This is a genomic window from Mesorhizobium sp. WSM4871, assembly GCF_055811295.1.
The window spans coordinates 269,117-294,587 of the sequence record NZ_JBVVPU010000006.1; the positions used below are offsets into that span (position 1 = coordinate 269,117).

A 25,471-nucleotide genomic window follows, 5' to 3' on the forward strand; every position below is an offset into this window, starting at 1 on the left:
CATGACCCAGGAACCCATCCTCACCGCGCGCGGGCTGGTCAAGCGCTATGGCCGTGTCACCGCCCTCGACAATGCCGACTTCGACCTTTATCCGGGCGAAATTCTCGCCGTCATCGGCGACAATGGCGCCGGCAAGTCGTCGCTGATCAAGGCGATTTCCGGCGCGGCCGTGCCCGACGAGGGCGAGATCCGGCTTGAAGGCCAACCCGTCGCCTTCAAATCGCCGATGGAGGCCCGCGAAGCCGGCATCGAAACCGTCTACCAGAACCTGGCGCTGTCGCCGGCGCTGTCGATCGCCGACAACATGTTCCTCGGCCGCGAGATCCGCAAGCCGGGCTTTCTGGGCGAATGGCTGCGCATGCTCGACCGGCCGGCGATGGAAAAGCGCGCCCGCGACAAGCTCACCGAACTTGGCCTGATGACCATCCAGAACATCAGCCAGGCCGTCGAGACGCTTTCGGGCGGCCAGCGCCAGGGCGTGGCGGTGGCGCGCGCCGCTGCCTTCGGCTCCAAGATGGTGATCATGGACGAGCCGACGGCAGCCCTTGGCGTCAAGGAATCTCGCCGCGTGCTCGAGCTGATCCTCGACGTCAAGAAGCGCGGCCTGCCGATCGTGCTCATCTCGCACAACATGCCCCATGTCTTCGAAGTGGCGGACCGCGTTCACATCCATCGCCTGGGCCGTCGCCTCTGCGTCATCGATCCCAAGCAATATACGATGTCAGACGCTGTCGCCTTCATGACCGGAGCCAAGCTGCCACCCGAAGCAGCGCTCGCTGCCTGAGGCGCTTGCGGGTGGCCTGAATTGCCAAATTGCCGCAGGGCCGCCTTGCCCTGTGGCTGCCTAATCGATTGAACATATGGTCATATGCGCTAGCATGGGCTGGGAGGAATGGTGAAAGCCGGTATGATCATGGCAACCGCACGAGAGGCGACATGACACGCGCGATGACTTCCGAAGCCCCCATACTCGAAAATCCAGACCCCAAAACGCTCGCGGACGAAGTCCTGAAGGCCCTCAAATACAGGGTCGGCAAGGACACCACCGTCGCCACGCAGTACGATTGGCTCACCGCTTCGATCAAGGTGGTGCGCGACCGCATCGTCGATCACTGGATGCAGGCGACGAAAGAGGCCTACGACCAGCAGGAAAAGCGCGTCTACTATTTGTCGCTCGAATTCCTCATCGGCCGCCTGATGCGCGATGCCTTCTCCAATCTCGGCCTGATGGACAATATGCGCGAGGCCCTGTCGTCGCTTGGCGTCGATCTTGACCTCATGGCGGCGCTCGAACCGGATGCGGCGCTTGGCAATGGCGGTCTCGGCCGGCTCGCCGCCTGCTTCATGGAAAGCATGGCCACCGTCGACATTCCCGCGCATGGCTACGGCATCCGCTACGCCAACGGCATGTTCCGCCAGGAAATCCATGGCGGCTGGCAGGTGGAACTGCCCGAAACCTGGCTCGATCATGGCAATCCCTGGGAGTTCGAGAGGCGTGAACGCTCCTTCGAGGTCGGCTTCGGTGGTTCGGTGGAATCGATCACCTCGAAGGACGGCCGGCTTGAGCGCCATGTCTGGAAGCCGACCGAACATGTGCTCGCCGTCGCCTATGATACGCCGGTGGCCGGCTGGCGGGCCAAGCGCGTCAACACGCTGCGTCTCTGGTCCGGCATGCCGATCGACCCGATCCTGCTCGACAAGTTCAATGCCGGCGATCACATCGGCGCGCTGGCCGAAAGCAACAAGGCCGACGCCTTGTCTCGCGTCCTTTACCCTGCTGATTCCCACATGGCCGGGCAGGAGCTGCGGCTGCGGCAGGAATATTTCTTCTCCACCGCCTCGCTGCAGGACATCGTCCAGCGTCATCTCAGCCAGTATGGCGAATTGCAGTCGCTGCCCGACAAGGCGGCGATCCATCTGAACGACACCCATCCGGCCATTGCCGTGGCCGAGCTGATGCGCCTGTTGATGGATGTCCATGGCATGGATTTCGATCTCTCCTGGAGCATCACCAAGCGCACCTTCGGTTACACCAACCATACGCTGCTGCCCGAAGCGCTTGAAAGCTGGCCGGTGCCGCTGTTCGAGCGGTTGCTGCCGCGCCATATGCAGATCGTCTACGCCATCAATGCGGAGGTCTTGTTGGAGGCTCGCGCGACCAACCAGTTCTCCGACGAGCAGATCAGCCGCATCTCGCTGATCCAGGAGAATGGCGACCGCCGGGTGCGCATGGGCAATCTCGCCTTTGCCGGCTCGCACTCGATCAACGGCGTCTCTGCGCTGCACACCGAATTGATGAAGCAGACGGTGTTTGCCGACCTGCACAAGCTCTACCCCGGCCGCATCAACAACAAGACCAACGGCATCACGCCGCGGCGCTGGCTGATCCAGTGCAACCCCGGCCTGACGGCATTGACCCGCGAGGCGATCGGCGATCGCTTCATGGACGACATCGACGCCATTAGGGATCTCGACCCCTTTGCCGGCGACGCCGCTTTCCGCGACAAGTTCGCCGCCGTCAAACGGGCGAACAAGGTGAGGCTCGCCAATCTCGTTGCCGACCGCCTCGGCATCAAGGTCGACCCCTCGGCGCTGTTTGACATCCAGGTCAAGCGTATCCACGAATACAAGCGCCAGCTCCTGAACATCCTCGAAGCGGTCGCGCTTTACGACCAGATCCGCTCCCATCCGGAGCGTGACTGGATGCCGCGCGTAAAATTCTTCGGCGGCAAGGCAGCGCCGAGTTACCACAACGCCAAGCTGATCATCAAACTGGCCAATGACGTCGCCAAGGTCATCAACCGCGACCCGGCCGTCCGCGGCCTGCTGAAAGTTGTGTTCGTGCCGAACTACAATGTCAGCCTGGCCGAGATCATGATGCCGGCGGCCGACCTTTCCGAGCAGATCTCGACGGCCGGCATGGAGGCCTCCGGGACCGGCAACATGAAATTTGCGCTGAACGGGGCGCTCACCATCGGCACGCTCGACGGCGCCAATGTCGAGATCAAGGAGTGCGTTGGCGACGACAACATCTTCATCTTCGGCTTGACGACGGAGCAGGTCGCCGAGCGGCGCAACAATGGCTACAATCCTCGCGCGGTGATCGAGGCATCGCCGGAACTGTCGCAGGCCATCGCCGCCGTTTCATCGGGTGTTTTCTCCCCTGACGATCCTGAGCGCTACCGCGACCTGATCAACGGTCTCTATGAGAGCGACTGGTTCATGGTGGCGGCCGATTTCGATGCCTATGCCGACGCCCAGCGCGCCGTCGACGCGGTTTGGCGCAACAGCCCGGACTGGTACGCCAAGGCGATCCGCAATGTCGCCCGCGTCGGCTGGTTCTCTTCCGATCGCACGATCCGTCAATATGCGAAAGAAATCTGGAACGTGCCTGTTTGATATGATTGCATGAGGCCACGAACAACGTGGTTTGGTGGATTGAAGTTGACATTCGCAACGCGCCGGTCGGCATTGCCAATATCGAATTAAAAATCCGCTGAAACAAATACTTGGTGCCCGGGGAGGGCGACTGCCTGATGAGGAAGCCGCGCGTGACCGCTGCGACAAGCGGGCCGGACGGACAGGCGCCAGCCGGCGATGTCGCGGCGATTGTCGCCGGCACGCATGGCGACCCGTTTGCTGTCCTCGGTGTGCAGGAGGCAGGCAAGGGCTTTGTCGCCCGCTGCTTCGTTCCGCATGCGGAGTTCGTTACCGCCTATACGCTGACCGGCAAGAAGGTGGGCGAACTGTCGCGGCGCGACAACGACGGTTTCTTCGAGGGCAGGCTGTCGCTCAGGAAACGCCAGCCGCTACGCTATCACGCCAGCAACGCCGGCGGCGACTGGTGGCTGACCGACCCTTATTCCTTCGGTCCGGTGCTTGGGCCGCTGGATGATTACTATATCGCTGAAGGATCGCATCTCAGGCTGTTCGACAAGCTTGGCGCGCATCTCATCGATCACGAGGGTGCATCGGGCGTGCACTTCGCGGTGTGGGCGCCCAATGCCAAGCGCGTCTCCGTGGTCGGCGACTTCAACGAATGGGATGGCCGCAGGCACCCGATGCGCGACCGGCGCGACACCGGCATCTGGGAATTGTTCATTCCCGATATCGGTGCCGGCCGGCCCTACAAATACGAGATCATCGGCCCCGACGGCGTGCGGCTGCCGCTCAAGGCCGACCCGTTTGCCTTCAGGTCCGAACTGCGCCCGGCCACCGCTTCGGTGGTAGCGCTTCCGCCGGCGCATGAATGGGGCGACGAGGCGCACCGCAATTTCTGGCGCAACGCCGACCACAGGCGGGAGGCGGTGTCGATCTACGAGGTTCACGCCGGCTCCTGGCAGCTCAACGACGATGGCAGCTTCCTGTCGTGGGATGAGCTCGCCACGAGACTGATCCCCTATGTCGTCGAGACGGGTTTCACCCATATCGAATTCATGCCGATCTCCGAACATCCCTACGATCCGTCCTGGGGCTACCAGACGACCGGTCTCTACGCACCGTCGGCTCGCTTCGGCGATCCGGACGGGTTCGCCCGTTTCGTCGACGGCGCCCACCGCGCCGGCATCGGCGTCATCCTCGACTGGGTGCCGGCGCATTTCCCGGTGGACGAGCATGGTCTGGCAAAGTTCGACGGCACCGCGCTCTATGAGCATGCCGACCCGCGCAAGGGCTTCCATCCCGACTGGAATACCGCGATCTACAATTTCGGCCGGCGCGAGGTCGTCTCCTTCCTCGTCAACAATGCGCTGTTCTGGGCCGAGAAATACCATGTCGACGGCTTGCGGGTCGATGCGGTCGCCTCGATGCTCTACCTCGATTATTCGCGCAAGGCCGGCGAATGGATTCCCAACGACAAGGGCGGGCGGGAGAACCTCGAAGCGGTCAGCTTCCTGCAACGGATGAACAAGGAGGTCTATGGCCACCATCCTGGCGTGATGACGATTGCCGAGGAATCGACCTCCTGGCCGAAGGTCTCGCAGCCGGTGCATGAAGGCGGGCTGGGCTTCGGCTTCAAGTGGAACATGGGCTTCATGCACGACACGCTGGAGTATTTCTCCAAGGAGCCGATCTTCCGCAAGCATCACCACAACGACATCACCTTCGGCCTGGTCTACGCCTTCTCCGAGAATTTCGTGCTGCCGCTCTCCCATGACGAAGTCGTGCATGGCAAGGGTACGCTGCTTGGCAAGATGGCCGGCGACGACTGGCAGAAATTCGCGACGTTGCGTGCCTACTACGCCTTCATGTGGGGCTATCCCGGCAAGAAGCTGTTGTTCATGGGACAGGAGTTCGCCCAGCGCCGCGAGTGGAGCGAGGCGCGCGCGCTGGACTGGAACCTGCTCGATTTCCGGCTGCATCGCGGCGTCTGGCAGACGGTGCGCGATCTCAACTATCTCTACCGCTCGCGCCCGGCCCTGCATGCGCGCGACTGCGAGCCGGAGGGCTTTTCCTGGCTGATCGTCGACGACAGCGCGAACTCGGTGTTTGCCTGGCTGCGCAGCGCGCCGGGCGACAATCCGATTGCCGTCATCTCCAACTTCACGCCGGTGCCGCGCGACAATTATCGCGTGCCGCTGCCGCAGGCCGGCAAATGGCGCGAGATCATCAACACCGACGCTGCCGATTATGGCGGTTCCGGCAAGGGCAATGGCGGCCTCGTCGAGGCGCGGGCGGGGGGAGGAAGCATATCGGCAACGATGCTTTTGCCTCCGCTGTCGACGATCATGCTCGAATTTGCTCCGGACTGAGTTATTTCCGGACTGGGTAAATTGGGAGGGTAAAAATGGCAGAGATAAAACGGACCCAGCCGCTGGCACGCGATGCCATGGCCTATGTGCTGGCCGGCGGACGCGGCAGCCGCCTCAAGGAGCTGACTGACCGGCGCGCCAAGCCGGCGGTCTATTTCGGCGGCAAGACGCGCATCATCGATTTCGCTCTCTCCAATGCGCTCAACTCAGGCATCCGTCGCCTCGGCGTCGCCACCCAGTACAAGGCGCATTCGCTGATCCGTCACTTGCAGCGCGGCTGGAACTTCCTGCGCCCCGAGCGCAACGAGAGCTTCGACATCCTGCCAGCGAGCCAGCGCGTATCGGAAACGCAATGGTATGAAGGCACCGCGGATGCCGTCTACCAGAACATCGACATCATCGAGGCCTACGGCCCCGAATACATGGTCATCCTTGCCGGCGACCACATCTACAAGATGGACTACGAGCTGATGCTTCGCCAGCATGTCGACGCCGGCGCCGACGTCACCGTCGGCTGCCTGGAAGTGCCGCGCATGGAGGCCACCGGCTTCGGCGTCATGCATGTCGATGCCAAGGACAACATCATTGCCTTCGTCGAAAAGCCTGCCGACCCGCCCGGCATTCCCGACAAACCGGAGTTTGCGCTGGCCTCGATGGGCATCTATGTCTTCAAGACAAAGTTCCTGATGGACCAGTTGCGCCGCGATGCGGCAGAACCCGGCTCAAGCCGCGACTTCGGCAAGGACATCATCCCCTACATCGTCGAGCACGGAAAAGCGATTGCCCATCGCTTCGCCAAATCCTGCGTGCGCTCGACCGCCGAGAACGAGGCTTATTGGCGCGACGTCGGAACCGTCGACGCCTATTGGGAGGCCAATATCGACCTTACCGACATCACGCCGGAACTCGACCTCTACGACCGCGACTGGCCGATCTGGACCTATGCCGAGCTGAAGCCGCCGGCAAAGTTCGTGCATGACGAGGATGGCCGCCGCGGCTCCGCGGTGTCCTCGCTGGTCTCGGGCGACTGCATCGTCTCCGGAGCTTCGCTGAAAAGAAGCCTGATCTTCACCGGCGCGCGGATCAATTCCTATTCGACGCTGGAAGAAGTCGTCATGCTGCCCGACTGTCATGTCGGCCGGAACGCAAAGTTGAAGCGCGTGGTCATCGACCATGGCGTAAGGATACCGGAGGGCCTCGTCGTCGGCGAGGATCCGGTTCTCGACGCCAAGCGTTTCCGTGTTTCCGAAAAGGGCATCTGCCTCGTCACGCAGGATATGGTCGACAGGCTGGGGTTGTAGTCGCATGCAGGTTCTGTCGGTCACGCCCGAAATATTCCCCCTGATCAAGACAGGCGGGCTTGCCGACGTGACCGGCGCCTTGCCGGTCGCGCTTGCCGGCAAGGGCGTGACCATGCGCACGCTTATCCCCGGCTATCCCCAGGTGATGGATGCCTTCAAGAAAAAGAAGGCCGTTCACCAATATCCGCTGCTGCAGGGTGGCAAGGCTTCGGTGCATGCCGTCGAAATCGCCGGGCTCAACCTTTTCGTGCTCGACGCGCCGCATCTGTTCGATCGCCCCGGCGGCCCCTACGGCAACGCGACCGGCGCCGACTGGCTGGACAATTGGCGGCGCTTCGCGGCGCTGAGCCAGGTCGGCGGCGACATCGCCGGCGGCGCTATCTCAGGCTACCGGCCCGACATCGTCCATGCCCATGACTGGCAGTCGGCAATGACGCTGGCCTATATGCGCTACGGCAAGGCGGTCGGCACGCCGTCGATGATCACTGTCCATAACCTTGCCTTCCAGGGCCAGTTCGGCGCCGGCATCTTTGGCGAGCTTGGCCTGCCGGCGGTGGCCATGGCGCTCGACGGCGTCGAGTATTATGGCGGTGTCGGCTTCCTCAAGGCCGGCCTGCAGGCTGCCTGGGCGATCACCACGGTCAGCCCGACCTATGCGCAGGAGATCCGCTTGCCGGAGTTCGGCATGGGCCTCGACGGCCTGATTAATATGCGCTCCACCGATCTCTACGGCATCGTCAACGGTATCGACACCGACATCTGGAACCCGGAAACCGACAAGCATCTGGTTTCCACCTACACAGCCAGGACATTGAAGGCGCGAACGCCCAACAGGGCCGCTGTCGAGGACCGTTTCAGCCTTGACCGCGACGACAGCCCGATCGTTTGCGTCATCAGCCGGCTGACCTGGCAGAAGGGCATGGACATATTGGCGGCCGTCGTCGACGGCATTGTCGCGGCGGGGGCGCGCCTTGCCATCCTCGGATCCGGCGATGCCGGCCTCGAGGGCGCGCTGCTGGCCGCGGCAGCTCGTCATCGCGGTCGTGTCGGCGTCGTTGTCGGCTGGGACGAAGGGCTGTCCCACACCATGCAGGGCGGCTGCGACGCCATTGTCATCCCGTCGCGCTTCGAACCATGCGGGCTGACGCAGCTCTACGGCCTGCGCTACGGCTGCGTGCCGATCGTCGCCCGTACCGGCGGCCTGGCGGATACCGTCATCGACGCCAACGAGGCCGCCGTCTCGGCTGGCGTTGCGACCGGATTCCAGTTCGCACCCAACAATGGCGGTGCACTGCTGCACGCCATGCACCGCCTCGTTGAGGCGCGTGCCAACCCGACCGTCTGGACCTCGATGCAACAACAAGGCATGAAGGCCGATGTGTCGTGGGACAAGAGCGCCGAAAAATACGTTGAACTCTACCGCTTGCTGCTTTCGAAAAGGGCTGCCTGACGCATGATACGAACCGTAGCCACCAAACCCTATCCCGACCAGAAGCCCGGCACGTCCGGGCTGCGCAAGAAGGTGCCGGTGTTCCAGCAGGAGCACTATGCCGAGAACTTCATCCAGTCGATCTTCGACGCTCTCGACGGTTTCAAGGGCAAGACCCTGGTGATCGGCGGCGACGGCCGCTTCTACAACCGCGAGGTCATTCAGAAGGCCATCGCCATGGCGGCGGCCAACGGGTTCGGCAAGGTGATGGTTGGGCAGGGCGGGATATTGTCCACCCCGGCGGCTTCGCACGTCATCCGCAAATACAAGACCTTCGGCGGCATCATCCTGTCGGCCAGCCACAATCCAGGCGGCCCGCATGAGGATTTCGGCATCAAGTACAATGCCGGCAATGGCGGCCCGGCGCCGGAAAAGCTGACCGACGCGATCTTCGAAAAGACCAAGGCGATCGCGAGCTTCAAGATCGCCGATATCGAACCGATCGACATCGACAAAATCGGCACCGTCGAAGCAGGCGGCATGACGGTCGAGATCATCGATCCGGTCACCGACTATGCCGAGCTGATGGAAAGCCTGTTCGATTTCGACGCCATTCGCGCCAATTTCAAATATGGCTTCCGCATGCGCTTCGACGCCATGCATGCGGTCACCGGACCCTATGCCAAGGAGATCCTCGAGCGGCGGCTTGGCGCGCCCAACGGCACCTGCCGCAACTTCAAGCCGCTGCCGGATTTCGGCGGCCATCACCCCGATCCCAATCTGGTCCATGCCAAGCATCTCTATGACGAGATGATGGGACCGGACGCGCCGGACTTCGGCGCCGCTTCCGATGGCGACGGCGACCGAAATCTGATTATCGGCAAGGGCATCTTCGTCACCCCGTCGGATTCGGTGGCGATGCTTGCCGCCAACGCTCATCTGGCGCCCGGCTACAAGGATGGCCTCAAAGGCATAGCCCGCTCGATGCCGACCAGCGGTGCTGCCGACCGCGTCGCCGAAAAGCTCGGCATCGGCATCTACGAGACGCCGACCGGCTGGAAATTCTTTGGCAATCTGCTCGATGCCGACATGGCGACGATCTGCGGCGAGGAAAGTGCCGGCACCGGCTCCAACCATGTCCGCGAAAAGGACGGCCTGTGGGCCGTGTTGTTGTGGCTCAACATCCTGGCGGTGCGCGGCGAAAGCGCCAGAGAGATCGTCACCGAGCACTGGGCGACCTACGGCCGCAACTACTATTCGCGCCACGACTATGAAGAGGTCGAGATCGAGCGTGCCAACGCTCTGGTGGACGAACTGCGCGCCAAGCTTGGCTCGCTGCCGGGCACCAGCGTGCGCGGCATGACAATCGCCAGCGCAGACGACTTCGCCTACCATGACCCGGTCGATGGTTCGGTAAGCAAGAACCAGGGCATCAGGGTGCTCTTCGAAGGCGGATCGCGCGTCGTCTTCCGTCTTTCCGGCACCGGCACCTCAGGCGCGACGCTCCGCGTCTATATCGAGCGCTACGAGCCGGACAAGTCGAGGCACGATCTCGACACGCAAGTCGCACTCGCCGATCTGATTGCGGCAGCCGACGATATTGCCGGCATCAAGAGCCACACCGGCCGCAACAAGCCGAGCGTCATTACTTGAGGCTGGCGCGGCGCGCCTTTCCTTCTCGCCTTGTGGGAGAAGGTGGTTCGGCGCGCAGCGCCGAGACGGATGAGGGGTGTTGGACGGAGTGCTGTGGGTGCCAAGCTGGAGCCCCCCTCATCCGTCGCCTTCGGCGACACCTTCTCCCACAAGGGGAGAAGGGGAAGCCAACCTGCCAACGCCTATGCAGCTGTGAGTGCGCATGAGCCAGCTCGGCGCAACCATCACCAAAGACGGCATTCGCTTTGCCGTATGGTCGTCGTCGGCTCGGCGCATCTGGGTCTCGATCTTCGACGATCAAGGAAGCCGCGAACTCGACCGGCTGGAACTCCGGCCGGAAGGCGACGGCGTTCATGCGCTTTTTGTCGCCGGCCTTGCCGCCGGCACGCGATATGGCTTGCGCGCCGATGGCGACTACGCGCCCGAGCGCGGCTTCTGGTTCGACCCCGACAAGCTGCTCGTCGATCCCTACGCCCTGGAGATCGACAGGCCTTATGCCTATGACGGCAGGCTCGCCGCGCGTCGGGGCGAGGGCGCCGACACCGCCTCGCTGATGCCGAAGGCGATTGCCGGCGCTTCAGCGAAACCGCTGCCTGCTCCGCCGCCGCTCTTCCAGCCCGGCGGCCTGATCTATGAAGTGCCGGTGCGCGCCTTCACCATGCTGCATCCGGACGTCCCCGAGAAACAGCGCGGCACGATTGCAGCGCTCGCCCATCCGGTGATTGTCGAGCACCTGAAAAGGCTTGGCGTCTCCGCCGTCGAACTCATGCCGGTGACGGCCTCGATCGACGAGCGGCATTTGCCGCCGCTCGGGCTGCGCAACGCCTGGGGCTACAATCCCGTCACCTTCATGGCGCTCGACCCGCGTCTTGCGCCGGACGGTCTGGCGGAGTTGCGGCAGACGGTCGCCACGCTGCGCGACGCCGGCATCGGCACCATTCTCGACCTCGTCTTCAATCATACCGGCGAAAGCGACAGGCTGGGGCCGACGCTGTCGCTGCGCGGGCTCGACAATCAAGCCTATTACCGGCATGCACCGGACGGCAGGCTGGCCAACGATACCGGTACCGGCAACACGGTTGCTTGCGACCATCCGGTTGTCCAGGCAATGATCCTCGACACGCTTCGCCATTTTGTCAGCCATGCCGGCGTCGACGGCTTCCGTTTCGATCTGGCGCCCATTCTGGGCCGTGTCGAAGGGATTTTCGATGCCGATGCACCGTTGCTTAGGGCTATCCGGGACGATCCGGCTCTTGGCGACCGGGTGCTGATCGCCGAGCCCTGGGATATCGGGTCGGACGGCTACCAACTCGGCAATTTCCCGCCGCCCTTCCTCGAATGGAACGACAAATATCGCGACGATGTCAGACGTTTCTGGCGCAGCGATGCAGGTATGGTCGGCGGTCTGGCGACAAGGCTGGCCGGCTCGTCGGACGTATTCGGCAGGGTAGGGCAGCGCACCAGCCGCTCCGTCAATTTCATCGCCGCGCATGACGGCATGACGCTGGCCGACATCGTCGCCTTCGAGCACAAGCACAATGAGGCCAATGGCGAAGACAATCGCGACGGCCACAGCGAGAACCTGTCCTGGAACAATGGTGTCGAAGGAGACACTGGCGACGAGGCTGTCGCCAAGGCGCGCTTCGACGATCAATGCGCATTGCTGGCAACGCTCTTTGCCTCGCGCGGCACCATCATGCTGACGGCGGGCGACGAATTCGACCGCACGCAGAAGGGCAACAACAATGCCTATGCGCAGGACAACGCGATCACCTGGCTCGACTGGGCGGGACGCGACCGGGTGCTGGAAGGATACGCGGTGCTGCTCGCCGCGCTGCGCCGCGCCGTGCCGACGCTCTCGGACACACATTTTCTGACCGGCAAGGCGGCAGAGGCGGCGGACATTCCCGACGTTGCCTGGCTGACCGAGACCGGAGCGCCGCTTGGCGAAGCGGACTGGAACGATCCGTCGCGACATCGGCTGGTCATGCTGCTCGGCGATGACGGCGGCGGTCGCCTTGCGGTCATGGTCAACGGCGACCGCCGCCAATGTGTCTTCACCTTGCCCGCGCGGGAAGGTTTTCAGTGGCGCCCGGCGATTGAGGCGACGGCGGTCGACCTTGCGCGGCCGCTGCTCGGCCGCAGTGTGAATTTCATGATTGAGCGCAGGGTCGCCGCGGCCCGGGCGGGGAAGGGTGCGTGATGACCGATGGGAAGACCGAGTGGTGGCGCGGCAGCGTCATCTACCAGATCTATCCGCGCTCCTTCCAGGACACGACTGGTGACGGCGGCGGCGATCTCAAGGGCATCACGTCGAGGCTTGCTCACGTCGCTTCGCTTGGCGTCGACGCCGTCTGGCTGTCGCCTTTCTTCAAGTCGCCAATGGCCGACATGGGCTACGACGTGTCGGATTACTGCGCGGTCGATCCGATGTTCGGCGGCATCGAGGATTTCGATGCGCTGGTTGCCGAAGCCCACCGGCTCGGCCTGAAGATCATCATCGACCAGGTGCTGTCGCATTCCTCCGACAAGCACGATTGGTTCGTCGAAAGCCGCGCCAGCCGCGACAATCCCAAGGCCGACTGGTATGTCTGGGCCGACACGAAGCCCGACGGCAACGCGCCCAACAACTGGCTGTCGGTGTTCGGCGGTCCGGCCTGGGAGTGGGACTCGATCCGCCGGCAATACTACATGCACAATTTCCTGGCCTCGCAGCCGGACCTGAATTTCCACAATTCCGAGGTCCAGGATGCACTTCTGGACACGGTGCGGTTCTGGCTGGAACGAGGCGTCGACGGCTTCCGGCTGGATACGGTCAACTACTATGTCCATGACCGCTGGCTGCGCAGCAATCCGCCCTTGGCGTCAAGTGTCGCCGGCACCAACGCTGAAACCAACACCTATCTCTATCAGGAGCATCTGTTCGACAAGACGCAGCCGGAAAACCTGGCTTTCCTCAGGCGCTTCCGCGCGTTGCTCGACGAGTATGGAGACCGCGCCGCCGTCGGCGAGGTCGGTGACGAAACCCGCTCGCTGCAAACGCTCGCCGCCTATACCTCCGGCGGCGACAAGCTCAACATGTGCTACACTTTCGACCTGCTCGGGCCACAATTCTCGGCCGCGCATGTGCGCGGCTGCGTCGAGGCGTTCGAGGCCGCCGTCGCTGACGGCTGGGTCTGCTGGGCGTTTTCCAACCACGATGTCGTGCGCCATGTCAGCCGCTGGACAAGGCCCGGGGGCGATGCCGACAGCGTAGCGAAATTCTCGATCGCGCTGCTGTCCTGCCTGCGCGGATCGATCTGTCTCTACCAGGGTGAGGAACTCGGACTGGAAGAGGCTGAACTGGCCTTCGAGGATTTGCGCGATCCGGTCGGCATCCGCTTCTGGCCGGGGGTCAAGGGCAGGGATGGCTGCCGCACGCCGATGGTCTGGGAGGCGGAGGCCGAGAATGCCGGCTTCTCGACGGCCAGGCCCTGGCTGCCGGTGCCGCAGGTGCATCGCGCTCGCGCGGTCGATGCGCAGAACGGTAGGGATCACTCGGTGCTGTCGGCCTACCGCGCGATACTTGCCTTGCGCAAGCGCCATCCGGCCCTGATCAGCGGTTCGATCCGCTTTCTCGATGCCGCAGGCGACGTACTCGCCTTTATTCGCGAGCGTGATGGCGAGAGGCTGATCTGTGTCTTCAATTTCGCCGACGAGCCGGTGGATTGGGAACTGCCGTCCGACCTTGGGGGTGTCGAGATAGTCGCTCTTGACACTGACGCCGCCGGCGTTTTCGAAGACACCACACTGGCGCTACCGCCTTTGGGCCGCTTCATCGGGCGGATCGACTAAAGGCCGGATCAGAGCATTTTGCAGCCAGGTGGAATCACCTAGCGTAGCACAAATGCGGCTAAACAAACAGAACCTGGTTCGCATCCCGCTCTATTGGACGAGCACGGAACGCCCGCAAGTCGCGCCGACGACCCGGACATCAGCCTCACCGACATGCACGCCGACTGCCGCAAGCACATTGTAGACCAGTTCGTCGACTGGTGCCGTCACGCCTTTCAACAACGTCACCACCGCCGGTTTCACCGTTCCGAGCAGCGCCGTCACGTCGAGCCCGAGACCCAGCGCGCTGATCGAGAGCGACAGATTGTTGACGAGCGACGTCGTGAGAGATTGCGTCAGGTTCTTCGTGGAGACGGTCTTGATCGTCTTGTTGGCGATTTCGGTGCTGTTGAAGGTCAATGTCGTTGGATCGTTGTTGGTGATCTCGAGCGCCGAGGAACCGTTCACACCGAGCAGATCGAGCGTAATCAGCAGAAGCTTGATGCTTATCTTTGCAATCTGGGCATCGGAGAACGACTGTGGGTTGCCGAAATCGGCGAAGGCAGTTGGGCTGTTGTCGGCGTCGCTGGTGGCGAGATGCAGCGAGGCGACGCCCGGTTTTGCGGCAATGGAAACCATCAGGCTGTCGGGACGCCCGGTCGGACAACTGATGTCGGTCAGTTTGGCCTCGGCATAGGCGACTTCCACATGCAGGGGCAGATTGACCGACAGGAGACTGATGCCGCCGCCGAGGTTGGAATTGCCGATGCCAACGGAGGCCAGCAACTTGACCCGCGTCTGCGCGGTGCGCACCACGGCGCCTTTCTCGCCGATCGTCAGCCACGGCGAGAATTGCATGGGTTCGCCGATGGCGATGGCAAGGGTGGTGGAGGTAAGTCCGGGGATGGTGGCTCCGAGATTGACCTGAACCTGGTTCGAGCCGTTGGCCAGCGCCGCGGCGGCGCTCAGCATTCCCATGGCGCTTGCATCGACCGAAAGGCCGGCCGGCTTTTGCCCGAGACCCAACTGACCGACTGAGCCGAGATCAACGAGATGGTTGAGGGGGATCTTGACGGTGCTGGTGGCCTTCGACGCGATCGTCTGCAAGGCGAACTTGCTGGTGCCGCCAAGCCCCGGAACATTGGCCATGGCGGTGGCGATCTGGCCCACAGTCGCTTTCGACGCCAATACGTCGGAATAGCTGACACCTGTCAGGTTCAACTGCACCGCCAGGGCGTCGACAAACGACAGCACATTGACGTCGGCCGAGATCAGCGCGTTGTAGTCCATCACGCTGAGCGAAATGTTGCCGCCCAGGAGTCCACTGAGAAGTGCGTTCAGGATGCCGCCATTGACGCTGAGAAGCCGGGACCCGATCGAGAACATGGCCTGCGGCGTCAAGCTGGCAATGGCCTCGGTGCCGATGACCGGGGTCGGAATAAGCGAACTCGCGAAGTAGCGGGCTGGAACCTTGTTGAGAACGACGCGGACCGCGTTGTAGGGCGTCTTGCCGGCCTCGAAACGTTGTCCAACGCTGAGCGACGATGCCGCCGAATATCGGCCGGGGGTGACCGATACGATGGTCTTTCCGAGAGTAGGAACGACAGTCTGGCCCGCTTTCTTGACAATTATACCCGGCATGCCGTTGTCGCTGAGAGTGGTCACCACCGCAGCCTCGAGATTGTCCATGTTCGAGGCAGCCGTGATTGCCGCCAGGTCGGTCATTGCCTGGGCTTCGCGGCGCTCCACATAGATCGAGCCTTCGTCGACGGCGAAAGCCGCCAGCGCCAGCGCCACCGGCGCGCTTAGCGCCGTCATGACTGCGAAGTTCCCTCTGCGATCGCCGAGCATCGATCGCAGGGTCACGCCGATTCTTCGATGCAAGGACTTCGACATTCAGATGCCTCCGATCCTTATTGTCGACTTGCGTGAAATCGTGGTTCCCGGCATCGGCAGGGCAGGCAACAGGTTCCAGATCGGCAGGTTGCGCGCATCGTATTGGATGGACACGACGAACTGGTTTCCATCCGCGGTGCTGTCCTTGGCCTGGTAGGTCAGCTTGGCGGAATCGACGAACGGATATCCGCCGGCATTGTTGGCGACGAAACTGGCAACCAGCGTCTGACGCTCGGTTTCGTTAAGGCCGGCAATCGCGGTGCGGGCGGCGTCCGCCGCGATTTGCTGGACGGAGTGGCTTGCGCCGAAATAAATCCCATATGCAACCATTCCGAGCAAAAGCAGGATAAAAATTGGCGAAAGCAACGCAAATTCGACCGCCGTGGTCCCGGATCGTTCTCCAAGTTGAAGTAGTTTTTCACTAGATACCCGTATATTTAGCTTAATTTTGAATTTTTTTTTATTATAAATCTTATCCATTTCCTTCGCCCATAAGGATGTGAGAGAAGCGCGCAGACGCCTGTTAGAAATGTGACCCATGGTTGCTTAAAGACGCATTAAGGTTTTGGCGGACTGCAAACAAATAGGGGCCTTGCCCGAAGCGAGGGCTTCGCTGTGAGAAGAACAGGTGCGGGGCTCATGGTTTTCGGTCGGCGTTTGGCCGCCGCCCGCAGGCCTTACTTTGGGTGACCCCGAGAGTCTGTTGAAATAAAAAATCTCCGCGTTACTGTCTGGGCACCAAGCCTCCGGAAAGGGAACCGGCGGCGCGCTCAAAGAGGCCATCGATCGGTTTCAGGGCGACCACACTCAAGAGGCGTGACTGCGAGGCCGCCTCCACAGGGAGAACTCCATGCTGAAAAATATGCTGAAGGCGACGGTATTCGCCACAACCATGGCCTTGGCCGCCGGCACGTTCTACACGCCGGCTTTCGCCGAGACCGTCTATAACAGAGGCAGCGCCGCCGAAGCGGAGACGGTCGATCCGCACAAGACCTCGACCGTCTACGAAGCCGATATCATACGCGACCTGTTCCAGGGACTGGTCATGCACGATCAGAAGACGAACCTCATTCCGGGCGCCGCCGAAAGCTGGACCGTATCCGACGACGGCACCGTCTACACCTTCAAGCTGCGCAAGGACGGCTTGTGGTCGGATGGCAGCCCTGTGACTGCGGACGACTTCGTCTACTCCTTCCGTCGGCTGGAGGATCCGGCGACCGCCGCCGAATACGCTTCCATGCTCTATCCCGTGAAGAACGCGGAGGAAGTCAACACCAAGAAAGGCAAGCCCGAGGATATGGGCGTCAAGGCAATCGATGCCAACACGCTGGAAGTGACGCTGAAGGCGCCGACGCCATACTTCCTGGAGATGCTGACCCATCAGGCAACCTATCCGGTCAACAAGGCCTCGATCGAAAAGCTCGGCGCCGACTGGATCAAGGCGGGCAATCTCGTTTCGAACGGCGCCTATACGCTGGCCGAGTGGATTCCCAACGACCACATGAAGCTGGTCAAGAATCCGAAATTCTGGGACGCCGCGAGCGTCAAGATGGACGTCGTGAACTATATCCCGACCGAAGACCGCTCATCGGCGATGAAGCGCTTCGAGGCAGGCGAACTCGATAGCTACGGCGACTTGCCGACCGAACAGCTCGCGGACCTCAAGACCAAGTTCGGCGATCAGGTCCGCGTCGGACCGTATCTCGGCACCTACTACTATGCGATCAAGACCGACAAGGCGCCGTGGGATAATGTCGAGCTGCGCAACGCGATCTCGATGGCGATCGACCGCGACTTCCTGGCGGAGAAAGTCTGGCAGAACTCGATGCTGCCTGGCTATTCGATGGTGCCTCCGGGCATCGAGGGCTACACACCGGCAATGGCCAAGTACGCCGACATGCCGCAGATCGACCGCGAGGACGAAGCCAAGAAAATCCTCGAGAAACTCGGCTATACGCCCGAGCATCCGCTGAAGATGGAGATCCGCTACAACACCTCGGAGAACCACAAGAACACCGCGGTCGCCATCCAGGAGCAGTTGAAGCCGCTTGGCGTCGAGGTCACGCTGCTCAACACCGACACCAAGACCCACTATTCCTTCCTTGAGCAGAAGGGCAACTACGACGTGGCGCGTGCCGCCTGGATCGCCGACTACAAGGATCCCGAGACCTTCCTCGGCATCACTCGCAAGGCCAGCGGCAATAACTATTCGAACTATGTCAGCCCGGCATATGAAGCGGCCATGGACAAGGCCGCGGCTGCCGGTGGCAAGCCAGAAGAGCGCATGAAGGACCTCACTGCGGCCGAGCGCATCCTTGTCGATGACGTCGGCAACATTCCGCTTCTCTACTACAGCTTCCACGATATCGTTTCCTCGAAGCTGCATGGCTTCGATGACAATGTGATGGACATCCATCCGTCCCGCTTCGTCTCCAAGGACTAAAATCATCCTTGACTGGACCGCCGCGCCTTATCTGGGCGCGGCGGCTGGTCGGTCATCGCATCGGTCCGAAAGTCGTGCTCGATTTTCGGCAAGCCCGGTGCGAAGATTTGGCGCTGGAGCATGGCAATGCGTTCGTATGAACGCATGTCGCTCTGGCCGAAGCGGGGCGCCGATGCTGCGTTATATATTCCGGCGGCTTCTGACCGCCATTCCGACGCTATTCGTCATCGTGACCATGGCGTTCTTCCTGATACGAGTCGCACCGGGCGGCCCGTTTAATCAGGAGCGGGGCCTGAGCCCCGAAATCAAAGCAAATCTGGAAGCCCAGTTCGGCCTCAGCGATCCGCTCTGGCTGCAATATGTCCATTATCTCGGCAACCTTCTGCGCGGCAATTTCGGTCCGAGCTACAACATGCCGGATTTCACCGTCACTGAACTGTTTGCCAAGGGCCTGCCCATATCGGTTCAACTCGGCGCCTCGGCGCTGCTGCTCGCCTTGCTGGTCGGCAGCATGCTCGGCACTGTTGCCGCGCTCAACCAGAACAAGCTTGGCGACTATACGGTGATCGCGCTGGCGACCGCCGGCAGCACCATTCCAACTTTCGTCATCGCGCCCGTGATCCAGCTCCTGTTCGGGCTGACCTGGAAGCTGCTGCCGATCGGTGGCTGGGGCGACGGCGCCTTCATCAACAAGGTCGGCCCGGTACTGACGCTTGCCTTGCCGCAGATCGCCATCGTCGCCCGCCTGATGCGCGGCTCCATGATCGAATCGCTGCGGTCCCATCATATCCGCACGGCCCGCGCGCTCGGCCTCTCCGACTGGTCGGTGGTGATCAAGCACGCGTTGCGCGGCGCCATACTGCCGATCGTCTCTTTCACCGGCCCCGCAGCCGCGGCACTGTTGACCGGCTCGGTCATCGTCGAGACGATCTTCTCCATTCCGGGCGTCGGCCGCTATTTCGTCGATGCCGCGCTCAACCGCGACTACACGCTGGTCATGGGAACGGTGGTGGTGATCGCTCTCTTCACCATCGTCTTCAACCTGATCGTCGACGTTATGTATGCGGTCGTCGATCCAAGGGTGCGCTATGACTGATATCGCAGCGGTCGCTCCGGCCGTCGTCGGCCGCTCGCTCTGGGGCGACGCATGGGCGCGCCTCAAGGCCAATCGCGCCGCCATGTTCAGCCTCTACTATCTTGCGTTCATCGCGGCCATCAGCGTCTTCGGCCCCTGGTTCGTGCCGCATCAGTACACCACCATCTACGCCGACTATGTGCGCACGCCGCCGAGCTTCAGTGCCTATCCAAAGGCCGACATGATCGAGACGGCGCTCACGGACGCGATCAAGCGCATGCGCGTCGACATCAAGGAGTGGAAGCAGGACGGCAGCCGCGTCGTCGTCACCGTTATGTCGACCAAGCCGATCGACGACCGCAACATCCGCTATCTCGACCGCTCCGATGCCTTCGACGACACCAAGATCGAGAGCAAGTCGTCCAGCGGTCTCGAAGTGACGATGAGCGCTTCGATCAAACAGCAGTATTTCCTGTTCGGTACGGACAACACCGGCCGCGATCTGCTCTCGCGTACGCTGATGGCCGGGCGTATCTCGCTGGCCATCGGCTTGCTCGCCGGCGTCGTGGCGGTTGTCATAGGCGTCGTGTATGGCGCTGCGGCGGGCTTTGCGGGCGGCAGGGTCGACGAGGTGATGATGCGCATCGTCGACGTGCTCTATTCGCTGCCCTTCATCTTCTTCGTCATCATGCTGGTGGTGTTCTTTGGCAGGAACTTCGTGCTGATGTTTTTGGCCGTCGGTGCGGTGCTGTGGCTCGACATGGCTCGCATCGTGCGTGGCCAGGCGCTCTCGATCCGGCGCCAGGAATATGTCCAGGCGGCCGAAGCCCTGGGCGTCGGCCAGCGCGGCATCCTGATCCGCCACGTCATACCCAACCTGCTCGGGCCGGTAGTGATCTACATGACGCTGCTGGTGCCTCAGGTCATCATCCTGGAAAGCTTCCTGTCCTTCCTCGGGCTCGGCATTCAGGAGCCGATGACCAGCTGGGGTGTGCTGATCTCGGTCGGCGCCAAGAACATCGGCAGCGCCAACTGGTTGCTTCTATTCCCGGCCTTCTTCCTTGTCTCGACGCTGTTCGCGCTGAACTTCGTCGGCGACGGCCTGCGCGACGCGCTCGACCCAAAGGACCGCTGAGATGGCTGCTTCCGAAACGATCCTCAGCGTCAAGGACCTTCGCGTCCGCTTCCGCACGCTCGACGGCGCGGTCGAGGCTGTCAAGGGTATCAACATCCACGTCAAGTCAGGCGAAACCGTTGCCGTGGTCGGCGAATCCGGTTCAGGCAAGAGCCAGACGATGATGGCGGCGATGAGCCTGCTGGCCTCGAACGGCGAGGCTTCAGGCTCTGTCGACTATCGCGGCCGCAACCTTTTGACCCTGAGCAAAGCCGAATTGAACAAGGTCCGCGGCCGCAAGATCAGCATGATCTTCCAGGAGCCGATGACTTCGCTCGATCCGCTCTATTCGATCGGCAATCAGCTAATCGAGCCGATCCGCCGGCACCGCGGGCTGAATGCGGCCGAGGCGCGCGAAGAGGCGCTCAAGCTGTTGCGGCTGGTCCATATTCCCGATCCCGAGCGGCGGATGAAATCTTACCCGCACGAAATGTCGGGCGGCCAGCGCCAGCGCGTCATGATCGCCATGGCCTTGGCCAACGACCCGGATATCCTGATCGCTGACGAGCCGACGACGGCGCTGGATGTGACGATCCAGGCGCAGATTCTGATGCTTCTGGCCGAACTGCAGCGCAAGCTCGGCATGGCGATCGTCTTCATCACTCATGATCTCGGCATCGTCCGCCGTTTTGCCGACCGGGTCTATGTCATGCGTTACGGCGAGGTCGTCGAGGAGGGCGAGGCCGAAGCGATCTTCGCCAATCCTCAGCACGCCTATACCAAGATGCTGCTGGCCGCCGAGCCGACCGGCACCAAGGCGCCGCCGCCGCCAAACGCGCCTGTCCTGCTCGAAGGCAGGAATGTCGAAGTGACCTTCAAGATCGGCGGCGGATTCCTTGCCGGAGAGCCGCTGCTGCTGCGCGCGGTCGACCGCATTTCGATCCGGCTGAAGCGGAACCAGACCATCGGCATCGTCGGCGAATCCGGTTCGGGAAAATCGACGCTCGGCCGGGCCTTGCTGCGGCTCCTGCCGAGCGACGGCGTGATCCGCCTCGGAGACCGCGACATTTCCAGCGCCGACCGCCAGGCTATGCGGCCGCTGCGGCGCGAATTGCAGCTCGTCTTCCAGGATCCGTTCGGCTCATTGTCGCCGCGCATGACCGTGGGCCAGGTCATCACCGAAGGGCTTCTAGTGCACGAGCCGGCACTGTCGGGCAAGCAGCGCGATCAGCGTGCGGTCGAGGCCTTGCGCGAGGTCGGGCTCGATCCGAATGCGCGCAATCGCTATCCGCACGAATTCTCCGGCGGCCAGCGCCAGCGCATCGCCATCGCGCGTGCCATGATCCTCAAGCCCAAGGTGGTGGTGCTGGACGAGCCGACGTCGGCGCTCGACCGCTCGGTGCAGAAGCAGATCGTCGAGCTGCTGCGCAAGCTGCAGGCCGACCACGAATTGTCCTATCTCTTCATCAGCCACGATCTCGCCGTCGTGCGCGCCATGGCCGACTACATTATCGTCATGAAACAGGGCAAGATCGTCGAGGAAGGGCCAACCGAGGCGATCTTCAGCGATCCGCAGGCCGCCTACACGCAGACGCTGATGGCTGCGGCCATCGACGTCACGCGCTTTCGCCTGAGCGCGTAGCGCTGCCCTGAGCGCTGCGGCAAAGGATTGATTCATTTCGGGAACAAACACAGCCAAGCCGCTGTTTTTTCTGGTCGGAGTGGCAGGATTTGAACCTGCGACCCCCTCGTCCCGAACGAGGTGCGCTACCAGGCTGCGCTACACTCCGTGACCAGACCGCGGGCTTATAGCCGCCGCACTTCGTTCCTGCAAGCGCCAATGCCGACACCGCCGTCGCATTTCGTCGGCTTTTGCGGCAACGTCATACAGGTTTCAGTTTCCTGCTGGATAAACACGGCTTAAACGCTTGCCTTGTAGGCGATCCGCCCATACTGCCTCCGTGATTTCCAGCCACTTGGAGTTTTGCCGTCTTGCCCCTGAAGATTGTTAGTGAATCCCGTCCCAACACCTTCGAGTTCGAAACATCGGCGCTGATCAAGCCGTCCGGCTTTCGCGAGTACGATGCGCGCTGGTGGTTCGGCCATCCGGCCTCGGCGGAGCCGCCGGAGCTCAACCTGATCGGTGTCCAGGCGCTCGGCATGGGGCTCGGCACGCTGATCCGGCGCCTGGGCGCGGGACCCGATATCGTCACCGGGCATGATTTCCGCTCCTATTCGCTCGCCATCAAGCTGGCGCTGGTTTCCGGCCTGATGGCCGCCGGCGCCCGCGTCAAGGATATCGGTCTGGCGCTGTCGCCGATGGCCTATTTCGCCCAGTTCGCGCTCGACACGCCGTCCGTCGCCATGGTCACCGCCTCGCACAACGAGAATGGCTGGACCGGCGTCAAGATGGGCGCTGCGCGCCCCTTGACCTTCGGTCCGGAAGAGATGAGCGCATTGAAGGCGATCGTGCTTGCCGGCGACTTCGACCTTGTCGGCGGCGGCTCCTACGACTTCGTTCCCGATTTCCGCAAGACCTATCTCGACGATCTGACCCGGGACAAGCGCATCTCGCGGAAGCTCAAGGTCGTCGCCGCCTGCGGCAATGGCACCGCCGGCGCCTTTGCGCCCGAGGCGCTGGCGCGGATCGGCTGCGAGGTGATCCCGCTCGACGTTGAGCTCGATCACACGTTTCCACATTACAATCCCAACCCCGAAGACATGAAGATGCTGCACGCGATCCGCGACAAGGTCCTGGAGACGGGAGCCGATGTCGGGCTTGGCTTCGACGGCGATGGCGACCGTTGCGGCGTGGTCGACAATGAAGGCAACGAAATCTTCGCCGACAAGGTTGGCGTCATGCTCGCGCGTGACATTGCGCGGTTGCATCCGGGCTCGACCTTCGTCGTCGACGTCAAATCGACCGGCCTGTTCAACACCGACGCCGCCTTGCGCGCCGAGGGCGCCGTCACCGATTACTGGAAAACCGGCCACTCCTACATCAAGCGGCGCGTGGCCGAGCTCGGCGCCATCGCCGGCTTCGAGAAATCCGGCCATTTCTTCTTCAACCCGCCGATCGGGCGCGGTTATGACGATGGCCTCATCACCGCCATCGCCATATGCGAGATGCTCGACCGCAGCCCGACAAGCAGCATGGCCAACCTCTATCGCGATCTGCCGCTGACCTTCGGCACGCCGACCATGTCGCCGCATTGCGCCGACGCGGTGAAATATGGCGTCGTCGAGCGGGTCGTTTCCGACTTCCAGGCGATGAAACAGGATGGCCAAGCGTTTGCCGGGCAGAAGATCGCCGACCTGATCACCGTCAACGGCGTGCGCGTCGTTGCCGAGGATGGCACCTGGGGCCTGGTGCGAGCGTCGTCAAACAAGCCGGAGCTCGTCGTCGTGGTCGAGAGCCCGGTGTCGTCGGAGCGGCGACGGCAGATGTTCGAGGCCGTCGACGCCGTATTGCGCCGCAGCCCGGAGGTCGGCGCCTACAACCAGACCTTCTGAGCCGCCTGGCTTCAGTAAGGGCTCGCCACGTCGCCGGTCTCGACATAGACCGACTTCAACTGCGAATAGAGCGCCAGTGCCGCCAGCGAGTTCTCGCGCCCGATCCCGGACTGCTTGAAGCCGCCGAAGGGGATCTCGACTGGCGTCAGATTGTAGGCGTTGATCCAGCAGGTGCCGGCCTGCAGCTCGGCGATGATGCGGTGGGCGCGCTGCAGGTCGCGCGTGAAGACGCCAGCGGCGAGGCCGAACTCGGTGTCGTTGGCGCGCTCTATCACTTCGTCCTCGCCGTCGAATTTCAGCACGCTCATGACAGGCCCGAAAATCTCCTCGCGCGCGATGCGCATGATGTCGGTGACGCCGGTGAAGACCGTCGGCTCGACGAAGAAGCCCCCCTGGAAACCTTGCAGCGACGGCACGTTGCCGCCGCAGGCGAGCGTGGCTCCATCCTGCTTGCCCGCCGCGATATAGCCGACGACCTTCTCGTGCTGCGCCTTGTTGACCAGTGGCCCCATCTGCGTTTCCGGGTCGAGCGGATCGCCGATGCGGATCTTCTTCGTCCGCTCGATGAGCCGTTCGACGAAGCGGTCGTGGATGCCTTTTTGCACGAAGACCCGCGTGCCGTTGGAGCAGATCTGGCCGGTCGAATAGAAATTGCCGAGCATGGCGCCGCCAATAGCGTTTTCGAGATCGGCGTCGTCGAAGACGATCAGCGGCGACTTGCCGCCGAGTTCCATGGTGGCGTGCTTCATCTTCGAGCCGGCGAGCGACAGCACCTTGCGGCCGGTCGGCACCGAGCCGGTCACCGAGACCTTGGCAACGACATCGTGCTCGACCAGCCCGGCGCCGACATCGCCATAGCCTTGCACCACGTTGAACAGCCCATCGGGCAGACCGGCCTCGCTGTAGATTTCGGCTAGCGCTAGCACCGACAGCGGCGTGTTCTCCGACGGCTTGAACACCATGGCGTTGCCCATGGCGAGTGCGGGTGCGGATTTCCAGCCGGCGATCTGGATCGGGTAGTTCCAGGCGCCGATGCCGACGCAGACGCCAAGCGCCTCGCGTCTGGTATAAGCAAAGGGTCCGCCGAGATCGACGGCCTCGCCATTATAGGACGCGACGGCGCCGCCGAAATATTCGAGGCAATCGGCCGCCGAAGGCGCGTCCGCCACCAGCGTCTCCTGGATCGCCTTGCCGGTATCGAGCGTCTCGATACGGGCGAGATCGGCATTGCGCGCCCGCAAGATATCGGCTGCGCGCCGCAGGATGCGCCCGCGCTCGACCGGCTTCAGCCGCGCCCAGGCCGGTTGCGCGGCACGCGCGGCCTCGATGGCGAGCTCCAGCACGTTTGGCGTCGCCGAATGCAGCACCGCGATGGTCTCGCCCGTCGCCGGATAGATGACCGGCAGCCGCGCGCCGCCTTCGTCTTCGATGTAGCGGCCGTTGACATAGTGCGATGCCGTTGGCTGGGCGCGCATGGGAGTTCT

General features: G+C 62.6%; 16 protein-coding genes and 1 tRNA gene. 13 read left to right on the forward strand and 4 right to left on the reverse strand.

The features are described from left to right. The first annotated feature begins 1 nt into the window (after nucleotide 1). The 8 genes from AC0L2H_RS15035 (at nucleotide 2) to bglA (ending at nucleotide 13,967) form a co-directional block, all read left to right on the forward strand. On the forward strand, nucleotides 2-784 hold the full coding sequence (locus AC0L2H_RS15035; RefSeq protein ID WP_167434371.1) for an ATP-binding cassette domain-containing protein: 783 nt from the start codon (nucleotides 2-4) through the stop codon (nucleotides 782-784). Between the two features lie 152 nt (nucleotides 785-936). Beyond that, the gene (locus tag AC0L2H_RS15040) at nucleotides 937-3,399 is read left to right on the forward strand and encodes a glycogen/starch/alpha-glucan phosphorylase (protein WP_473590949.1); all 2,463 of its coding nucleotides are present in this window, start codon (nucleotides 937-939) and stop codon (nucleotides 3,397-3,399) included. A 137-nt stretch (nucleotides 3,400-3,536) separates the two neighbouring features. After that, nucleotides 3,537-5,750 carry a 1,4-alpha-glucan branching protein GlgB gene (gene glgB, locus AC0L2H_RS15045; protein ID WP_473590950.1) on the forward strand — a complete coding sequence of 738 codons (2,214 nt, stop codon included), beginning with the start codon at nucleotides 3,537-3,539 and terminating at the stop codon, nucleotides 5,748-5,750. Nucleotides 5,751-5,785: 35 nt separating this feature from the next. Continuing rightward, on the forward strand, nucleotides 5,786-7,051 hold the full coding sequence (glgC, locus tag AC0L2H_RS15050) for a glucose-1-phosphate adenylyltransferase (protein ID WP_473590951.1): 1,266 nt from the start codon (nucleotides 5,786-5,788) through the stop codon (nucleotides 7,049-7,051). 4 nt (nucleotides 7,052-7,055) lie between these two features. Further along, nucleotides 7,056-8,501, forward strand: coding sequence for a glycogen synthase GlgA (glgA, locus tag AC0L2H_RS15055; RefSeq protein ID WP_473590952.1), 1,446 nt, complete (start codon nucleotides 7,056-7,058; stop codon nucleotides 8,499-8,501). A 3-nt stretch (nucleotides 8,502-8,504) separates the two neighbouring features. After that, nucleotides 8,505-10,133 carry an alpha-D-glucose phosphate-specific phosphoglucomutase gene (locus tag AC0L2H_RS15060; RefSeq protein ID WP_473590953.1) on the forward strand — a complete coding sequence of 543 codons (1,629 nt, stop codon included), beginning with the start codon at nucleotides 8,505-8,507 and terminating at the stop codon, nucleotides 10,131-10,133. Between the two features lie 202 nt (nucleotides 10,134-10,335). Next, complete coding sequence (gene glgX / locus AC0L2H_RS15065; protein ID WP_473590954.1) at nucleotides 10,336-12,336, forward strand: glycogen debranching protein GlgX; 2,001 nt, start codon at nucleotides 10,336-10,338, stop codon at nucleotides 12,334-12,336. Next, entirely contained in the window at nucleotides 12,336-13,967 is a 1,632-nt protein-coding gene (gene bglA / locus AC0L2H_RS15070) for a beta-galactosidase BglA (RefSeq protein WP_473590955.1), read from the forward strand. Before glgX ends, bglA begins: the two co-directional genes overlap by 1 nt. A gap of 90 nt (nucleotides 13,968-14,057) precedes the next feature. On the opposite strand, the gene AC0L2H_RS15075 is transcribed toward bglA, so the two are convergent. Then, a complete protein-coding gene (locus AC0L2H_RS15075; protein WP_473591062.1) occupies nucleotides 14,058-15,797 on the reverse strand; it encodes a pilus assembly protein TadG-related protein in 1,740 nt (579 codons plus the stop codon). 45 nt (nucleotides 15,798-15,842) lie between these two features. Beyond that, the gene (locus tag AC0L2H_RS15080; RefSeq protein ID WP_473590956.1) at nucleotides 15,843-16,322 is read right to left on the reverse strand and encodes a TadE family protein; all 480 of its coding nucleotides are present in this window, start codon (nucleotides 16,320-16,322) and stop codon (nucleotides 15,843-15,845) included. A 370-nt stretch (nucleotides 16,323-16,692) separates the two neighbouring features. Between AC0L2H_RS15080 and AC0L2H_RS15085 the strand changes: the two genes are divergently transcribed. From AC0L2H_RS15085 to AC0L2H_RS15100, 4 genes are all read left to right on the forward strand, one after another. Then, nucleotides 16,693-18,285 carry a peptide ABC transporter substrate-binding protein gene (locus tag AC0L2H_RS15085; RefSeq protein WP_473590957.1) on the forward strand — a complete coding sequence of 531 codons (1,593 nt, stop codon included), beginning with the start codon at nucleotides 16,693-16,695 and terminating at the stop codon, nucleotides 18,283-18,285. Nucleotides 18,286-18,457: 172 nt separating this feature from the next. Continuing rightward, complete coding sequence (locus AC0L2H_RS15090; RefSeq protein WP_473590958.1) at nucleotides 18,458-19,381, forward strand: ABC transporter permease subunit; 924 nt, start codon at nucleotides 18,458-18,460, stop codon at nucleotides 19,379-19,381. Further along, complete coding sequence (locus tag AC0L2H_RS15095) at nucleotides 19,374-20,495, forward strand: ABC transporter permease (RefSeq protein ID WP_473590959.1); 1,122 nt, start codon at nucleotides 19,374-19,376, stop codon at nucleotides 20,493-20,495. Before AC0L2H_RS15090 ends, AC0L2H_RS15095 begins: the two co-directional genes overlap by 8 nt. A gap of 1 nt (nucleotide 20,496) precedes the next feature. Further along, on the forward strand, nucleotides 20,497-22,116 hold the full coding sequence (locus AC0L2H_RS15100) for an ABC transporter ATP-binding protein (RefSeq protein ID WP_473590960.1): 1,620 nt from the start codon (nucleotides 20,497-20,499) through the stop codon (nucleotides 22,114-22,116). 71 nt (nucleotides 22,117-22,187) lie between these two features. Here the strand turns inward: AC0L2H_RS15100 and AC0L2H_RS15105 are convergent. Continuing rightward, a tRNA-Pro gene (locus AC0L2H_RS15105) sits at nucleotides 22,188-22,264 on the reverse strand. Between the two features lie 202 nt (nucleotides 22,265-22,466). On the opposite strand from AC0L2H_RS15105, the gene AC0L2H_RS15110 reads away from it, so the two are divergent. Continuing rightward, on the forward strand, nucleotides 22,467-23,987 hold the full coding sequence (locus tag AC0L2H_RS15110) for a phosphomannomutase/phosphoglucomutase (protein ID WP_473590961.1): 1,521 nt from the start codon (nucleotides 22,467-22,469) through the stop codon (nucleotides 23,985-23,987). A gap of 11 nt (nucleotides 23,988-23,998) precedes the next feature. Here AC0L2H_RS15110 and betB read toward each other — a convergent pair whose 3' ends face one another. After that, nucleotides 23,999-25,462 (reverse strand): betaine-aldehyde dehydrogenase, encoded by a 1,464-nt coding sequence (gene betB / locus AC0L2H_RS15115; RefSeq protein WP_473590962.1) that lies wholly within the window; start codon nucleotides 25,460-25,462, stop codon nucleotides 23,999-24,001. Between the last annotated feature and the right edge of the window lie 9 nt (nucleotides 25,463-25,471).

Bases quoted from the DNA above. Each gene is read 5' to 3' on its own strand.
- AC0L2H_RS15035 (WP_167434371.1), top strand. From the start codon at position 2: ATGACCCAGGAACCCATCCTCACCGCGCGCGGGCTGGTCAAGCGCTAT.
- AC0L2H_RS15040 (WP_473590949.1), top strand. From the start codon at position 937: ATGACACGCGCGATGACTTCCGAAGCCCCCATACTCGAAAATCCAGAC.
- glgB (WP_473590950.1), top strand. From the start codon at position 3,537: ATGAGGAAGCCGCGCGTGACCGCTGCGACAAGCGGGCCGGACGGACAG.
- glgC (WP_473590951.1), top strand. From the start codon at position 5,786: ATGGCAGAGATAAAACGGACCCAGCCGCTGGCACGCGATGCCATGGCC.
- glgA (WP_473590952.1), top strand. From the start codon at position 7,056: ATGCAGGTTCTGTCGGTCACGCCCGAAATATTCCCCCTGATCAAGACA.
- AC0L2H_RS15060 (WP_473590953.1), top strand. From the start codon at position 8,505: ATGATACGAACCGTAGCCACCAAACCCTATCCCGACCAGAAGCCCGGC.
- glgX (WP_473590954.1), top strand. From the start codon at position 10,336: ATGAGCCAGCTCGGCGCAACCATCACCAAAGACGGCATTCGCTTTGCC.
- bglA (WP_473590955.1), top strand. From the start codon at position 12,336: ATGACCGATGGGAAGACCGAGTGGTGGCGCGGCAGCGTCATCTACCAG.
- AC0L2H_RS15075 (WP_473591062.1), bottom strand. From the start codon at position 15,797: ATGCTCGGCGATCGCAGAGGGAACTTCGCAGTCATGACGGCGCTAAGC.
- AC0L2H_RS15080 (WP_473590956.1), bottom strand. From the start codon at position 16,322: ATGGATAAGATTTATAATAAAAAAAAATTCAAAATTAAGCTAAATATA.
- AC0L2H_RS15085 (WP_473590957.1), top strand. From the start codon at position 16,693: ATGCTGAAAAATATGCTGAAGGCGACGGTATTCGCCACAACCATGGCC.
- AC0L2H_RS15090 (WP_473590958.1), top strand. From the start codon at position 18,458: ATGCTGCGTTATATATTCCGGCGGCTTCTGACCGCCATTCCGACGCTA.
- AC0L2H_RS15095 (WP_473590959.1), top strand. From the start codon at position 19,374: ATGACTGATATCGCAGCGGTCGCTCCGGCCGTCGTCGGCCGCTCGCTC.
- AC0L2H_RS15100 (WP_473590960.1), top strand. From the start codon at position 20,497: ATGGCTGCTTCCGAAACGATCCTCAGCGTCAAGGACCTTCGCGTCCGC.
- betB (WP_473590962.1), bottom strand. From the start codon at position 25,462: ATGCGCGCCCAGCCAACGGCATCGCACTATGTCAACGGCCGCTACATC.